Genomic DNA, 14,307 nt, shown 5'->3' on the forward strand with positions numbered 1-14,307 from the left:
TCATCGCAAAAACTGCCACTTTTTGCCCACTTATCCACAGGTTGCCTGTGGATAACTCGGTTTTCTCATAAATACCCCCTCTAAGAGCCCTTTACAGGACGGCGATTAACGGGGTATGCTGTCGCAAACAAAAAGCCCCGTAAGGGGATTGCAACGCGCAAACAGGCCCAAGTCTTGAGCCATCTTTGAAAGTCGCAAACAAAAAGCCCCGTAAGGGGATTGCAAGCAAGCTGCTGGTTTTTGGGTTTGTGAGAGTATCATCAAAACCAAATGAACGCGGTTTTGCGCCAGGCGGTAATAAAAGCCCACGGGCAGCTCGAGCGTCGCACTATGGCTTACTTGGGCGAACGCCGTGTGCAGGTGAGCTGTGGTAAGGGCTGCTTTGCTTGCTGCTCGGCCTGGGTGGTGGTGGGGCTGGTCGAGGCCGAATACCTGCGTGAAGCGCTCGAGGCCTACCAGCCTGGGGTGCTTGCCCGTGTCGAAGCCGAAGGCCCCAAAAGGCTCAGGCGCCTGGCTCAGCAAAAAAACCAGCCCGATTTTCCTACCCGGTATTTTCTGGAAGATAACCCCTGCCCACTGCTCACACCGGAGGGCGCATGCTCGGTGCATGCCCACCGCCCCCTGGCCTGCCGCGGGGTGCTAACCAACCTTTCGCCCCGTTACTGTGCCCCTGGGGTGGTGCCAGCCCTACGGGGACGAGAGAAAGCTGCCTATCAGGGCCAGCTCGAGCCCTGGCATGGCCCCGAACACTACCTGAAGGTGCCCTGGCAGCTTTCCGAGCGCACGGCACAAAAACTGTGGGCAACAGAACAACAGGTGCGTGGCTTTACCGTAATTGGTGAACTGGTGGGTCTAATGTACTTGCTGGGGCAGCCGGACTTTCGGGAGGCCTTGCAAAACGGCCTGGCCGCAACCCAGAAGGTGTTGCGTGGGCGGCGGTTGCTGGGGGGGCAGTTTGGGTTTTGGGCGGGTTGATTGTGCGGCCCAATAATTGCGAAGAGCGCTTTATTCGACCAGGTTGGCGTCAATCATGCGCAGATAGGAAAAAAACAGGGTAACCTGGTCGCCAAAATCGTGCACAAAGGCGTGGATGGCCTCGGGCGTGATCCCCACAAGCCGCAGGTCGCTTTCCAGAACGGGGTCGTTGTCGGCATCCAGGTACGACTTGGTAAAGCGGTAGCGACGGTTCCAGTTGAGCAGGTGGCGCGCTTCTACCCGGTCGAAACCCGAGAACCCAGCCCGCAACTGCAAGCTGCTGACATACGGCTCGCCGTAGGTAATCAGATGACCCCGCAGGCCGTTGGGCAGCTCCAGATGGAACAGGTCTTCCTTGACCTGTTCAGCATTGAGGCCGAACTGATCCAGGAGAATGCGCACCTCTTCGGTGGTGACTTCGCGCAAAATGGTGTCCATTGCCTTATAGGTTAAGCCCAAAAATGCATTTCTAGGGTGAAAAAGAACAGCGAACAACCCCAGCCTTTGGGCTATTGGGGTCGTGGTTTGTGGTGCCTCTTTGAAGCTGGCGGAGGAGGAGGGATTCGAACCCTCGATAGGGGGAAACCCCTATACCGGTTTTCGAGACCGGCCCGTTCAACCACTCCGGCACCCCTCCGCAGGCGGGCCTGGCAGCGCCGACTAGAGACTTTAGCACAACTTGGCCGAGAAGTCACGGGTTGCCAAGTTGCGCCAGGGCAGATTGGCAAAACCAGCGGAATGGGTCAATGCATACCTGGCGCAATTCCTAAAGCGAACTTTCGGTATGGCATCTTGCATTTTGCTTATGGAGACACTGCCCAGGGTCTGCCGCGCCTGGCCCTTGTTGCCCTGGGTGGGTTTTGAGCAATTGGGCTGGGTCGGACTAGGGGCTGCCCTGTTCTGCCGCGCGTTTTTGTGAGAAGAAGTCCCTTAGCAAGCGGGCCGATTCCCGCTCGAGCCAGCCCCCTTCCCAGGCAAAAGGCGGTTTCATGTGGTGAATGGTTACGGCCCCAGCCTTGAGGTTCTCCACCGCATACACCACCCGCCGCACCTGGGCCTCCATGAGTGCTCCAAAACACATCGGGCAGGGCTCCAGCGTAACGTAGATGGTGGCCCCCGGCAGTACCTTGGCCTGCTTTTTGTGCAGGGCTTTTTGCAGGGCCAGTAGCTCGGCGTGGGCGGTGGCATCGCGGCGGTGTTCTACCTGGTTGTGCGCTACAGCCAGCACCTCATCGTCCCAGACCAGCACCGCCCCAATGGGCACCTCGTGGTTGTGCCCGGCCAGCCGGGCCTGCTCGAGCGCCGTGCGCATGTGCTCGAGGTCTTCTGACTCGGGCCAGAGGTTCCACACCTCCTGCACGATGTTGCCCACTGCGCGCACCGGCCAGGCTTGCTTTAGTTCGGTTGGGACGCCGTGCTCGGTGAAAAAATCCATCAGCCGAACCAGACCTTTGCCCGGGTCGATCAGGTCGCCGGGCAGGGGGAGCCTCGAGCCGCGCCAGGCTGGAAAATCCTCCAATTTGGCGGGAATCAGGAACAAAGTGCCGTCGCGGCGGCGTACCTGCCAGCCTTCGGGTAAGGTAAAGGCCTCACCCTGCAAGGCCCGCTCGAGCTGCATTACCCAGCCCATTTCGGGGCGCAGGTTGATCTGCTCGAGCATCTGCCGCAAAGCCCGGCGGCGCAGACCCGCGGAGGCCTGTAGAAGCGGCGCGATGCGGAAAGCCGGGCAGGGCCAGCGCAGGTCACGCAGCAGCAATTGCCCGGCCAGGGGGTCGAGGGCATCGTCGTCTACCTGAGAGATGGTTGCAAACCGCGCCAGGGAAGTGTTGGTCTGGGGAAAACGCTGCTTTAGCTTGGGGAAAACCTCATGCCGAAGAAAATTCCGATCCAGCGAGGTGTCGGCATTGGAAATGTCCTCGAGCCAGTCTTGCTTTTTGCACCTCAGGTAGGCCCGCAGGGTGCTGCGGCTGAGCTCGAGCAGCGGTCGCACCACCTTGCCCCGCCGGGGACGCATGCCCAGGCCGCGACCCGTGCCCTGCAATAGCTGGAGCAATACCGTTTCGGCCTGATCATCCTCGGTGTGGGCTGTCAGAATGGCCTGGGCCTGGTGCTTTTTGGCAACTTTAGCCAGAAAGCCATAGCGCAACTCCCGTGCGGTGGCCTCGAGGTTCCCCCCCCGCTCTTCGGCGATTCGGGCCACCTCGAGCCTTTCCGACTCAAAGGGGTAGCCCAGGCGCTCGGCCAGGGCCCTGACCCACTGGGCATCCTGGCTCGAATCGGGCCGCAGCCCGTGGTCGAGATGGGCCACCACCACCTTGCGGGGGGTGGAGGTGAGCAGCAGCAGCAGGGCCACCGAGTCGCTACCGCCCGACACCGCAGCAACCAGGCCCCCTTCGGGTACCATGCGGGTCAGATGGGTGGCGAACTGGGCTTCAAGTTGGCTGGCCTCCAGCAAATCCACCCCTATATGCTATAGGGTATGCCAGATTTGCCCAACCTGCGCTTCGACTTCAATGCCTACCCTTACCTGACCCCCCACCTGCCGGGCGTAGAGGGGGTGATTCGCCACCTACCGCAGGACTTTCAGGTCGAAGAGGTGCCCGCTTACAGCCCGCTGGGCAGCGGTGAACACCTGTTCGTGCTGATCGAAAAGCAGGGCCTGACCACCCGGGCCGTTTTTGAGTTTTTGCGCGACCGCCTGCATATCAACGAAGCCCACATTGGGGTTGCGGGCCTAAAGGACAAACACGCCCTGACCCGCCAGTGGTTCAGTATTCCCGCCCGGCATGAGCCGCGCCTGGAAAGCCTGGCTGAGCTCGAGGGGGTACGGGTTTTGCAGCGGGATTTGCATCCCCACAAACTGAAGGTGGGCCACTTGCGGGGCAACCGCTTCCGCATTCTGATTCGTGCTAGGGGTCAGGCTACCCTGCCCAAGCAGGTAGCCGAGGCCATTTTGCGCGAGCTGGAGCAGCAGGGGGTGCCCAACTACTACGGGCCACAGCGGTTTGGCATTGGCGGGCTAAACCCCGTCAAAGGCTACGAGCTGGTCAAGAAGGGCAAGGTACACAGCCCCTCCTGGCTGAAGAAGTTTCTGCTCTCGAGCCTGCAAAGCCTCTTGTTCAACGACTGGCTGGCCCTTCGCCTGGAAGAAGGACTATTTGCCCAGGTGATTGAAGGGGATGTGGCTAAAAAGCACGATACCGGCGGGGAGTTTGTGGTGCAGGAGGCCGCGCTGGAAAACCCCCGCGCCCTGCGCTTCGAAATAAGCGCAACCGGCCCCTTGTACGGCAAAAAGTACCGCGAAGCGCAAGGGTTGGCCCGGGCCCTCGAGGATCGGATTTTGCAAAAATATGAGCTCGAGCGCAGCCACTTTGCCTCACGCCGGGGGGATCGTCGCCTGATCCGCTTCCCGCTGACGGAATGGGGGGTGGAGGAAGCGCCAGAGGGGCTATGGGTGCGCTTCTTCCTGCCCAAAGGGGCCTACGCCACCGCTGTGCTGCGCGAGCTGATGAAGAGAAACCCCGAGGAAGGCGAGCTGGAAAGCGAGATAGAGGAATAGGCCCTGCTTTTGCTGCTGGAGGGGCCGCCTCAACTTGATATTGACACGCTCAACCTTTTGCTGCTACCCTAGCGGGCGGCCTGCAAGACATGGGCCAAAAATCGCAAAAATGCCTTTAGTGGTTTCTTGGGCAGTTCGCTAAACTAAAACTTATGTTTGAAAACCTCTCCCAACGCATCCGTAGCGCAGTAGATAAGCTGCGTGGGCGGGGTCGTATCACAGAAGCCGACCTCAAAGCCACCTTGCGCGAAATCCGCATGTCGCTGCTGGACGCCGACGTCAACTTCGAGGTGGCGAAAAACTTCGTAAACAGGGTGCAGGAAAAAACCCTGGGGCAGGCCGTGCTGGAGAGCCTGACCCCAGCAGAGCAAATCCTGAGCGTGGTTTACGAGGAACTGGTGGAGATGCTGGGAGGGGAGGCCAAACAGCCCCTGCTCAAGAACGAGGGCAACCTGTGGTTCATGGTGGGGTTGCAGGGTTCGGGTAAAACCACCACTTCGGGCAAGCTGGCCCATTTTTACAAGTCCAAAGGACGACGCCCCCTGCTGGTAGCCGCCGACACCCAGCGGCCTGCGGCCCGCGAGCAGCTACGCATCCTGGGCGAGAAAATCGGGGTTCCGGTTCTGGAAGTGGCCGACGGTGAGCCCCCCCAGACCACCCGTACCCGCCTGCAGCAGCACCTGACCTTCGACTACCGCGACCTGGTGATCGTAGACACCGCCGGTCGTCTCCAGATAGACCAGGCCCTGATGGACGAACTGGCCCAGCTCAAACAGATGCTGGGTCCCTCCGAAACCTTGCTGGTGGTGGATAGCATGACCGGCCAGGAGGCCCTGAATGTCTCCAAAACCTTTGACGAGCGCATTGGGGTCTCGGGCCTGATTCTCACCAAGCTCGATGGCGACGCCCGGGGTGGTGCGGCGCTTTCGGCCCGCTATGTGACCGGCAAGCCCATCTACTTTGCGGGTGTTTCGGAGAAGATCGAGGGCCTCGAGCCCTTCTACCCCGACCGGCTGGCCCAGCGTATCCTGGGCATGGGCGACCTCCAGACCCTTATGGAGCGGGCCAAGCAGGCCGAGCTCGAGGCGCCCCAAAAAGACCTCAAGGAGATCACCCTCGAGGACCTCATCAGCCAGATGCGCCAGATGCGCAAGATGGGCAGCTTCAGCGAAATTCTGAGCATGATTCCGGGCATGTCCAGAATGTTGCCCCCGGGCTTCTCGGTGGATGAAAAGCAGATTAACCGCATGGAGGCCATCGTGCTCTCCATGACCCCCAAGGAGCGCCGCGATCCGCGCATCTTGAACGCCTCGCGCCGAAAGCGCATTGCGGCGGGCTCCGGTACTTCGGTGCAGGAGGTCAACCGCCTCATCAAAACCTTTGAAGACGCCAAGCAGATGCTGAAAGCCCTGGCTAAACAACAGGCCAGAGGAGGACGGGGTTTGTTCAGGAGATAGGTCTTGTGTCGCAGGAGGGGAGACCCCTGGCCTGCGGCTGACAATGCGGTGCTGGAAGTGCCGCTTTAGACACAAAAGGAGTAAAACATGACCAAGATTCGTCTGTCTCGTTTCGGTTCCAAAGGAAACCCCCACTACCGCATCGTGGTGGTGGATAGCCGTACCAAGCGCGATGGGGGCTACATTGAGCGCATCGGCTACTACGACCCCCGCAAGACCACCAAAGACTGGCTCAAGCTCGACCAGGAGCGCTTGCAGTACTGGCTGGGGGTAGGTGCCCAGCCCACCGATACCGTCAAGAAGCTCATCAAGCAGGCCTGAGGCCAGCCCTGGGCAAAGCCGAAAGCTCAAAACCCGGGCTTTCGGCTTTTAGCTTTTGGCCTTAGGCTAGTAGGTATGAAGGATCTGGTTGAATACCTGGCCAAAGCAGTTGTAGACCACCCGGCCTCTATTCGCGTGGACGAGCGCCGGGGCCGCGAGGGTCTGGTCTACTACATCGAGACCCACCCCGAGGATAAGGGTCGGATTATTGGACGGCAGGGCCGTGTCATCGAGAGCATTCGTACAGTGGTGCGCTCGTTTGCCAAGGGCCGCGTTTCGGTGGAAGTGCGTTAGTCGCCGGGCCATATGCCCGACTTTTTATGCGGCGTATCGAAATTGGACGACTGGGAAAAGCCTATGGCATGGCGGGGGGCCTCAAGTTTCGAGGCGAGACGGTGATTTTTGACCTCGAGCGGGTCTACCTCGAGGGTCTGGGCTACCGTGCAATAGAAGAGATCGAGGAGCAAGGCAACGAGATGGTGTTGCATCTGGCGGGCGTGGAAAGCCGCCAGGAGGCCGAGCAACTCGCTGGCTTGCGGGTCTACGCCGACCAGGAAGACCTGCCTGCGCTGGAAGAAGGCGAATACTACTACTTTGAGCTGATCGGCAGGCCGGTTTTTGTGGACGGTCAGCCCTTTGGAGAGGTGGTTGACGTAGAAGATGGAGCCCAGGAGCGGCTTGTCATCAAAGCCAGGGGCGCTTCCTTGCGGGCCCAGAGCAAGACCTACATGGTGCCCTTTCAGGCCCCGTACGTCAGGGTCGAGGCCGACGGCATCTACATCGAGGCCATACCGGGTTTGCTCGAGTAGCCTTGCTATGAAATACACCATCCTGACCCTATTCCCCGATTTAATCCGCCCCTGGACGGAGGAATCTATTCTGCAAAAAGCCATCCAGAAGGGCTTGATTGATGTAGATATTCGCGATATCCGGGCCTACGCCGAGGACAAACACAAAACTGTAGACGACACCCCTTATGGCGGCGGGGCCGGTATGGTGATGCGGGTGGACGTGGTGGTGCGGGCCCTCGAGGCCGCCGGGCCTGCCGATGAGGTCATCCTGCTCACCCCCGCCGGCCAACCCCTTAACCAGCGGCTGATGGAGGAGCTCGCCAAAAAGTCGCACCTGGTGATGGTTTGTGGTCGTTACGAAGGAATTGATGCCCGTGTGGAGCAGTTCGTAACCCGCGAGGTTTCGATTGGCGACTACGTGCTGATGGGTGGGGAGCTGGGCGCGCTGGTGATCCTGGAAGCCACCGCCCGCCTGCTGCCGGGGGTGATTAAAGAGGCCCAGAGCCACCAGCAGGACTCCTTCGCTACTGGACTGCTGGACTACCCCCACTACACCCGCCCCCCGGTGTTTCGTGGCCTGGCGGTGCCCGAAATTCTCACCTCGGGCCATCACGGCAAAATTGCCGAATGGCGGCGCAAGCAGGCCCTAAAACGAACCAGAATGCGCCGACCCGACCTGCTGGAAAAAGCCGAGTTGACCCCAAAGGATCTGGCCTGGCTCGAGGAAAACGAGACTTGAGATGTGGGCATAGCGCGTCAAAAAACTTTGACAACGGCTATCCCGGCTGCTAGAATCACAACTTGCTGACTGTCCCGAGTATCTGCTTTAGCGGATACGCTCGAGGGCAACAATCCATGAACCCGCAGGCTTGCCAGACCGGCAAAGGGCGCATAAGTAGGTTCCGCTGGAGCAAGGAGTCAGACCATGAACCGTGGCGCATTGCTAAAAGTGGTAGAGAAAAAGTACACCCGTACCGACATCCCCCAGTTCAAACCGGGCGATACCGTGCGGGTCAACTACAAGGTGGTCGAAGGCAACCGTACCCGTGTGCAGGCCTACGAAGGCGTGGTGCTCAAAATCAAGCGCAACGGCTTCAACAGCGCTTTCACGGTACGCAAAATCTCCTTCAACGAAGGGGTGGAGCGCATTTTCCCCTTCAACTCGCCCCTCATCGAAAGCGTGCAGGTGGTGAGCCGGGGTAAGGTGCGCCGGGCCAAACTGTACTACCTGCGTGAGCTGCGCGGTAAGGCGGCCCGCATCAAGGGCGACCGCAAGCGCCTCAACGAGGACGTTGAAGCCCGCGCTGTTGCCGCCAAGGAAGCAGCCGAGGCCAGGGCCGCTGCTAAGCTGGAAGCCGAGGCTGCGGCTCAGACCAGCGAAGCAGAGAGCAAGGAATAGCGCTTCATCAGAAAGGCCGGGGAGGATATGCCTCCCCGGCTGTTTTTGTGGGGTGTGCGCCGAGTTTGGGCGAGCTGACTGTTCGTACCGACCGAAGGGAGTCCACACCCGCATCAGGACGAACGTCGGCGGTAAATCCGGATGCTGGCTGCGGGTGCTCTCGCGCCCTCCGCTGCATTGGGTGACCAAAACCGGCATGGCGTCTGCACCTTTGTGTTGGTCGGTTCCTAACTTCAAAGACCTGCTTTCGGCAACGTTCAATCGCCCAGGAATACCCTAAAACCCCGCAGCGCGGGCTTGCCGCCGCTGGGGCGGAAATTGACCAGGAGCTTGTCGGGGGTGCCGATTTCCTCCAGCTTGGGGTTGGGCCCGAAGCGCAGGTTGATTACCACACCGTCGGCCTGGGGCAGATCGGTGTACTGCTCGCCAAAACTAGCGGCCACCAGCTTGTTGCCCCGGTTGTCCAGGAGCTGGAAGCCGTCGAAACCCGTTTTGTGCAGCGAGAGCCGACCGCTGGTCAGGTTGCGCACCTCTACCCGCACCACATACCCCGGCCCCGAGCCGAAGAAGGGGTTGGTGCCGGGGGTTACATCCAGCACCCGCAGCCGCCAGGTGCCGTTGGAGAGCCACTCGCCCTTTTTGCCCTCGAGCAGCATGGCCTGCTCCTGTCCCCCCACCGGGATGAACTGCACCCGCACCTCGTTGCCTGATAGCGAGACCTGGGCCCCGGCTTTTTGCAGGGCCTCGAGGGGCACATAGGTCTTGCCCCCCACCACGATGGCCGGGCTGGCCTGGGCCTGGCCGTTGACAATGAGCCGGTAGGTTTTCTGGGCGGCCTGGGCCAGCACCAGGGCCGATAGGGCGATTGCGATACCAGCCAGTAGTCTATTCATACCTCCTCCTTTGCTGGGTTTACAGACATTGTATTACCGAGGCTGTGTATTGGTAGAGACTAAACAACGCTCTTCCTACCAAAAAATAGCTCCTGCCCGAATGAGTGCAGGCAGGAGCAACAGGTGTTTTTAGCAGAGGGTGCGAACGGTAATCAGGCGGGTTCGGGAGGCGCGGTTGCCTGCGCTATCGGTGGCGGTGAGGGTAATACGGTGTACTACCGTACCGAAGTAGGGCATGGCGCAAGTGGTATAAAGACGGACGTTGGTCACTGAAGTTCCGGTTCCCAAGTCCTGATCCCCTGTGGATGGGCCGCCGGGCTGGACGTCGGCGCGGTTGGTGGTCCAGACGAGGGAGGCGCCGCTCAGCGGGCCGTCTTCGGGGTCGGTGGCGTTGCCCTGGAGGGTAATCTGGTAGTAGAAGCCGTTGGCATCTGAGGTAGAAGGGGTCACGTCGAGGTCACTGGCGGGGTTGGTGATGGAGGCAGTGGGCGGGTTGTTGGTGCAGTTGACCACAGTAAGGTTCACCGGGGCGCTGGCGGTGCCCCCGTCGGCGTCGGAGGCGGTGACGGTGACGGTGTAGCTGCCGGCGGGGCTAAAGCTACGGCTGACCTCCTTTCCGGTGGCGAAGGGTGCGCCCGCGCCAACGCGCCAGCTCACGGCACTGTTGGGCAGGGTGAAGCCAGGGCTATCCACGTCGCCAACGCTGGCGCGGAAGGTCACGTTCTGATTGACGCAGACGGTAGTTCCGTTGGCGGGCTCGAGGATGCTAACGGTGGGATTGACGTTGGTGGCCCTGAAGCCTATGCTGCGTTCCCCCACCACCACGCCCTTGATGATCACCCGTGCCGTAAGGGTGTGGTTGCCCACCGTGAGCGAGTTGAGGTTCAGGCTGGGGGAGGTGCCGCTGCCGAAGGGGGTAGCTGAGGCGTCGAGGAACCACTGGACGAAGGCTGGGCGGATGGGATCGGGGGCGGTGAGGGTGGGGTTGAGGGTGCCGTTGCGCTGGAAACTCTGCCCCTCGGTCAACCCACCGATGCTGAAGCTGGGTGGGTACATCCGGTAAGCCGAGAGGATGTCCCCCTCGGAGAGCACCACGTTGTCGCCCACGTTGGCGCAGGTGATGCCCGGGGTCAGAATCTGAAGGGTGGGCATACCGTTGCGACTGAAGGCGAAGCAGTCGTAGTGCATGATGGACTCAAAATCGTAAGGCCCGATGTCAAAGCCGTCATCAACGTGGCGGTTGAAGTTGTGTCCCCTGCCGTCTTGGATATTGCCCCAGAGCACCTGCACAAAGCTGTCGCGATCCTCCCTCGAGTGCTCGTGGTACAGGCCCACCGCGTGCCCGATCTCGTGGATCACGGCCGAGAGGTCGCAGCCCATGTTTAGGTTGACATCTTGCGATTCGTTGAAGAGATCGTCCCGCCGCCCAACGAAGGAGGAGCACCCCTGGGAGTTCTTGAAGACCAGTTTGTTGGGCCCGCCAGCGTCTTCGTAGAAGTCGAGGTTGGTGTGCTCCTCCCAGTGCGCAATGGCCTGCAGGATGCGCGTGCGCATGGTGATGTTGCTGGCCTCACTGCCCCAGTCGTTGGCGAAGACATAGGGTATCCGCCCACCGGGCCAGCGGGTACAGCTCCAGCCGAAGTCGCCCCCGAAACCCTCCGAGCAGCCCACACCCTGGGGCTTGATGCCGGACTCGGCGGCTCGAGCCGCCATTCGCATCAACTGGGCCTCGCTTCCCAAGATCATGTCGCCCTGGTAGATTGCCAGGCCGTCGATTACCTCGTAAGTGAAGGGCTTGCCGCCGATGGTGATGGTCTTGACCTCACCCTTGCGGCCCGGGGCGTAGCCGGGATGGGAACCCGCAGTATAGGTTGGGGTTTCCCTGGGCTGGGTTGCGGTACAGGCCGCCAGCACCAAAAGCACGCTTGCTAGAGCTAACTTCCAAAGGTGTTTCATGGTCTTCCTCCTCGTGAGGGCTTCGGTTCTCCCGAAGGTGCCCCCAGGGTAGAGGCCAGGGGTTGAACGACCCATGAACGCCACAAAAAAACCCCGCCATGCGAGGCGGGGCTGCCCGAGGTGCTGCTGGAAGGTAGCGTTTTCGACGCCGATACCGATACCCTGACCTACGCCTGGTACATTGCCGAGGTGGTGGGGGGGTATCCCGGCCCCAAGCAAGCGGTGCCTGGGGGTTCGGGCAGTGTGAATATCACCACCGACAGCTTTGGGCAGCGCCTCAACGCGACCCTGCCCAGCGTCACCATCCCCAACCTGGCCACCCTTTTCCCCTCGGTTAACACCTGTCCTGGCTACAAGCAACAGTTTGTGGCCCTCCTCGAGGTCTCGGACGGGGTTACATCCAGCGCCTGGCCGCGTCCCGTAACCATGTCGCAGCGCTTTGAGCTTCCGGTTTGCATCAATTGACGGGCTTTGTTTGACCGGTAAACGCGTGAATCCAACGCCTTAAGACGTCCTGAGGATGGCTTGATGCAGGTGCTGTTACATCCTCTGGCAGGGCGTCCGCTAAACTGATGCCATGCTTCACACCCTGGGGGGCCTGCGCCTGGAGGGCAGCGGTTTCAGCCGCGAGAAGCCGCTATTGCTGCTGGCCTATCTGTCCCTGGAGGGCCCCAGGCTGAGGCGGTTTCTGGCCGAGCTGTTCTGGCCCGAGGCCGCCGACCCCCTGAACTCGCTGGCGGTCGCGCTGAGCAAGCTGCGTAAGCTGGGGGTGGCCTACAACGACGAGAGCCGGGCCTGGGTAGACCTGGACTGTGATGCCCTGGCCTTGCAAGACGCACTGCGGGCGGGGCGCTGGGAGGAAGGGATCGGGCTTTACCGGGGGCCATTTGCCGAGGGCCTGAAGGAGGCGCTGGGCCCAGAGCTGGAGGAATGGGTGCTGGAGGTGCGGGAGCGGCTGGCCCTGGAGGTGCGCCAGGCCCACCTGGTGCTGGCCGAGCGCGCAGCTGCCCAGGCCCGCTTTGCCGAGGCAGCGGCGCGGGCCGAGCAGGCCTACCGGGTGGCGGCGGCGCCCCCCCTCGAGCCCGAGGACCTGCCCAAACTGCACCGGCTGCTGCTGGCTGGGGCGCACCCCCTGGCCGAAACCCTCGAGCGCGAAGCCAGGGAGCTGGGCCTGCGCCTGTCCCGTGGCGTTGCCCCGCGAAGCACCCTGCCGGGCCTGCTCGGACGGGTGCGGGAGCTCGAGCGCTTGCTCAACACCCCCGAGGGGGACTGGGTCTGGGTCAAGGGCGGGGCCGGGATGGGCAAGAGCGCCCTTTTGCGCGAGCTCGAGGCCCGCACGGGCTGGCTGTACCTACCGGCCCGCTCGGGGCTGCCTTATGCCACCCTCGAGCCCCTGCTCGAGTCGGTGCAGGGCGGGGAAGAGGCCCTGCTGCGGCGCCTGGCCTCGCTGGGTGAAAGCCTGCTGGTAGACGGCTGGGAGCAAGCCGACCCCGAGAGCCAGCGCTTGCTTTCTGGTCTGCGCAAGCTGAGGCCCCCGGGGCGGGTGGTGCTGGCAGGGCAGGGCGAGCCGCCTTTTGCAGTAGAGGCGCTGCTAGAGCTGGGGCCGCTAAGCCAGGAAGACCTGGTCGGACTGCCAGGGGCCTTTGAGGCCACCGGAGGACTTCCGGTACTGGTGGCGGCCTGGCTGCGGGGTGAGCCCCTCGAGGCCGCGCTCGAGGCCCGCCTTTGGGCCCTGAGCGAAGAGGCCCGGCAGGTCTACATGGCCCTGGCCCTGCTGGAAAACCCCGACCTGCTGCTGGCCAGAGGGGCGGTGGGCCTGAACGCCACCGCCATGGCCCAGGCCGTAGATGAGCTGCTCGCGGCGGGCCTGATCGACCTGAATGGATCAGTGTTTGGCCGTGAGGCGGCTTTGCACTACGTGGCCGAACGCCCGGCCCAGGAGGCCCGTCTGAGCCTGGGGCTGGCCCGCCAGCTCCGACCCCAGCAAGCCCTGCCCCTCTTCCGACGGGCCAGGGCCCTCATCGAGGAGGCCGACAAGCCCCAGATGCTGCAGGCCTACGCCGCCTGGGCCAGCGAGCTGATCCGGCGCGGGTTTCCCAAGCGGGCTGCCGAGGAACTGGCCGAGGCCCCCCCGCACCCCGAGCTGAGCCTGCTGCGGGCGCGGGCTTTGGAGCGGGCCGGGATGTATAGGGAAGCGCTCGAGGCCATGCGCTTTTTACCCGAAACCCCTGAGCACCTGGCCCTTAAAGCCACCCTGTTTTACCGCCTGGGCCGGGCCGAAGAGGCCCAGGAAGCTGCGCAAAAAGCCCTTGCGGGCGGCATTGCAGCCCGGGCCGAGGCCCACAACACCCTGGGGCTTATCCTCCTGGCGCGGGGTGAGCTGGCCGAGGCCTCGGCGGCCTTCCGGCGGGCGGCTGCCTTGTGGCTGGGGTTAGGGGACGAGGGCCGCAGGCTGGGGGCGCTGGGCAACCTGGCCATCACCCGGGCCCGACAGGGCGAGAGCGCAGCCGAGGCTTTTGCGGAAGTTTTGCAGGCCGCCCAGGACAACCCCCAGGTACGGGCCCAGGCCCTCATCAACCTGGGCAAAGAACTTGAGCGCAAAGGCCACCTCCAAGAGGCCCTGCACAGCTTTCTGCAAGCCGAGCAGGTGGCCCTGAACTCGGGCAACCTCAAGCAGCTGGCGCTGGCCCGCAACAACGCGGGGGCTTTGCAGCACATCCTGGGGCAGCTCGAGGAGGCCCGCAACCTCTACTACCGGGCCATTGCCGCCGCGCGAGAGGCCGGCGAGGCCTACGTGCTGGCCCTGGCCCTTTCCAATCTGGCCGAGCTGGAGGGGGACCTCGAGGTCTGGCAGGAGGCCATTGCGGTCTCGGAGAACGCCGGGTACCTCGACCTGGCCCAGCAGCAGCGCGAGCAGCTAAGGGCGTTCATGGAGCGTTCAGGTTGAAGGGAGCAC

At 62.3% G+C, this 14,307-nt stretch carries 14 protein-coding genes and 1 tRNA gene; 10 read left to right on the plus strand and 5 right to left on the minus strand.

Features of this window, described 5'->3' with window-relative positions; genetic code table 11:
* The first annotated feature begins 270 nt into the window (after positions 1–270).
* Entirely contained in the window at positions 271–975 is a 705-nt protein-coding gene (locus ABWU19_RS00670; RefSeq protein WP_435899876.1) for a YkgJ family cysteine cluster protein, read from the plus strand.
* Positions 976–1,005: 30 nt separating this feature from the next.
* Here ABWU19_RS00670 and ABWU19_RS00675 read toward each other — a convergent pair whose 3' ends face one another.
* The 3 genes from ABWU19_RS00675 to tilS form a co-directional block, all read right to left on the minus strand.
* Positions 1,006–1,413 (minus strand): YbjN domain-containing protein, encoded by a 408-nt coding sequence (locus tag ABWU19_RS00675; RefSeq protein ID WP_435899877.1) that lies wholly within the window; start codon positions 1,411–1,413, stop codon positions 1,006–1,008.
* 107 nt (positions 1,414–1,520) lie between these two features.
* Positions 1,521–1,612 (minus strand) — tRNA-Ser (locus tag ABWU19_RS00680).
* A 246-nt stretch (positions 1,613–1,858) separates the two neighbouring features.
* On the minus strand, positions 1,859–3,379 hold the full coding sequence (gene tilS, locus ABWU19_RS00685; protein ID WP_435899949.1) for a tRNA lysidine(34) synthetase TilS: 1,521 nt from the start codon (positions 3,377–3,379) through the stop codon (positions 1,859–1,861).
* Between the two features lie 75 nt (positions 3,380–3,454).
* On the opposite strand from tilS, the gene truD reads away from it, so the two are divergent.
* The 7 genes from truD to rplS all read left to right on the plus strand — a co-directional run bounded on the left by truD (position 3,455) and on the right by rplS (position 8,502).
* Complete coding sequence (gene truD / locus ABWU19_RS00690; protein ID WP_435899878.1) at positions 3,455–4,534, plus strand: tRNA pseudouridine(13) synthase TruD; 1,080 nt, start codon at positions 3,455–3,457, stop codon at positions 4,532–4,534.
* 152 nt (positions 4,535–4,686) lie between these two features.
* The gene (ffh, locus tag ABWU19_RS00695) at positions 4,687–5,991 is read left to right on the plus strand and encodes a signal recognition particle protein (RefSeq protein WP_435899879.1); all 1,305 of its coding nucleotides are present in this window, start codon (positions 4,687–4,689) and stop codon (positions 5,989–5,991) included.
* Positions 5,992–6,078: 87 nt separating this feature from the next.
* Entirely contained in the window at positions 6,079–6,312 is a 234-nt protein-coding gene (gene rpsP, locus ABWU19_RS00700) for a 30S ribosomal protein S16 (RefSeq protein WP_435899880.1), read from the plus strand.
* A gap of 75 nt (positions 6,313–6,387) precedes the next feature.
* Complete coding sequence (locus ABWU19_RS00705; protein WP_015586465.1) at positions 6,388–6,606, plus strand: KH domain-containing protein; 219 nt, start codon at positions 6,388–6,390, stop codon at positions 6,604–6,606.
* 26 nt (positions 6,607–6,632) lie between these two features.
* The gene (gene rimM / locus ABWU19_RS00710; RefSeq protein WP_435899881.1) at positions 6,633–7,121 is read left to right on the plus strand and encodes a ribosome maturation factor RimM; all 489 of its coding nucleotides are present in this window, start codon (positions 6,633–6,635) and stop codon (positions 7,119–7,121) included.
* 7 nt (positions 7,122–7,128) lie between these two features.
* Entirely contained in the window at positions 7,129–7,842 is a 714-nt protein-coding gene (gene trmD, locus ABWU19_RS00715) for a tRNA (guanosine(37)-N1)-methyltransferase TrmD (protein ID WP_435899882.1), read from the plus strand.
* 186 nt (positions 7,843–8,028) lie between these two features.
* Positions 8,029–8,502, plus strand: a complete 474-nt coding sequence (gene rplS / locus ABWU19_RS00720; protein ID WP_435899883.1) for a 50S ribosomal protein L19 — start codon at positions 8,029–8,031, stop codon at positions 8,500–8,502.
* Between the two features lie 257 nt (positions 8,503–8,759).
* Here rplS and ABWU19_RS00725 read toward each other — a convergent pair whose 3' ends face one another.
* On the minus strand, positions 8,760–9,395 hold the full coding sequence (locus ABWU19_RS00725) for a hypothetical protein (protein ID WP_435899884.1): 636 nt from the start codon (positions 9,393–9,395) through the stop codon (positions 8,760–8,762).
* Between the two features lie 129 nt (positions 9,396–9,524).
* A complete protein-coding gene (locus ABWU19_RS00730) occupies positions 9,525–11,351 on the minus strand; it encodes a M12 family metallopeptidase (protein ID WP_435899885.1) in 1,827 nt (608 codons plus the stop codon).
* A gap of 120 nt (positions 11,352–11,471) precedes the next feature.
* On the opposite strand from ABWU19_RS00730, the gene ABWU19_RS00735 reads away from it, so the two are divergent.
* Together ABWU19_RS00735 and ABWU19_RS00740 are read left to right on the plus strand one after the other, a co-directional pair.
* On the plus strand, positions 11,472–11,816 hold the full coding sequence (locus tag ABWU19_RS00735) for a hypothetical protein (protein ID WP_435899886.1): 345 nt from the start codon (positions 11,472–11,474) through the stop codon (positions 11,814–11,816).
* Positions 11,817–11,928: 112 nt separating this feature from the next.
* Entirely contained in the window at positions 11,929–14,298 is a 2,370-nt protein-coding gene (locus ABWU19_RS00740; protein WP_435899887.1) for a tetratricopeptide repeat protein, read from the plus strand.
* Positions 14,299–14,307: the final 9 nt, after the last annotated feature.

Source organism: Meiothermus cerbereus, from assembly GCF_051297115.1.
In the GTDB taxonomy this organism is placed as follows: domain Bacteria; phylum Deinococcota; class Deinococci; order Deinococcales; family Thermaceae; genus Meiothermus; species Meiothermus cerbereus_A.

What these genes read in the sequence shown, in the direction of transcription:
- ABWU19_RS00740 (WP_435899887.1), top strand. Translation starts at nt 11,929, where the DNA reads ATGCTTCACACCCTGGGGGGCCTGCGCCTGGAGGGCAGCGGTTTCAGC.
- ABWU19_RS00725 (WP_435899884.1), bottom strand. Translation starts at nt 9,395, where the DNA reads ATGAATAGACTACTGGCTGGTATCGCAATCGCCCTATCGGCCCTGGTG.
- ffh (WP_435899879.1), top strand. Translation starts at nt 4,687, where the DNA reads ATGTTTGAAAACCTCTCCCAACGCATCCGTAGCGCAGTAGATAAGCTG.
- ABWU19_RS00675 (WP_435899877.1), bottom strand. Translation starts at nt 1,413, where the DNA reads ATGGACACCATTTTGCGCGAAGTCACCACCGAAGAGGTGCGCATTCTC.
- truD (WP_435899878.1), top strand. Translation starts at nt 3,455, where the DNA reads ATGCCAGATTTGCCCAACCTGCGCTTCGACTTCAATGCCTACCCTTAC.
- trmD (WP_435899882.1), top strand. Translation starts at nt 7,129, where the DNA reads ATGAAATACACCATCCTGACCCTATTCCCCGATTTAATCCGCCCCTGG.
- tilS (WP_435899949.1), bottom strand. Translation starts at nt 3,379, where the DNA reads ATGGTACCCGAAGGGGGCCTGGTTGCTGCGGTGTCGGGCGGTAGCGAC.
- ABWU19_RS00705 (WP_015586465.1), top strand. Translation starts at nt 6,388, where the DNA reads ATGAAGGATCTGGTTGAATACCTGGCCAAAGCAGTTGTAGACCACCCG.
- rimM (WP_435899881.1), top strand. Translation starts at nt 6,633, where the DNA reads ATGCGGCGTATCGAAATTGGACGACTGGGAAAAGCCTATGGCATGGCG.
- rplS (WP_435899883.1), top strand. Translation starts at nt 8,029, where the DNA reads ATGAACCGTGGCGCATTGCTAAAAGTGGTAGAGAAAAAGTACACCCGT.
- ABWU19_RS00730 (WP_435899885.1), bottom strand. Translation starts at nt 11,351, where the DNA reads ATGAAACACCTTTGGAAGTTAGCTCTAGCAAGCGTGCTTTTGGTGCTG.
- rpsP (WP_435899880.1), top strand. Translation starts at nt 6,079, where the DNA reads ATGACCAAGATTCGTCTGTCTCGTTTCGGTTCCAAAGGAAACCCCCAC.
- ABWU19_RS00670 (WP_435899876.1), top strand. Translation starts at nt 271, where the DNA reads ATGAACGCGGTTTTGCGCCAGGCGGTAATAAAAGCCCACGGGCAGCTC.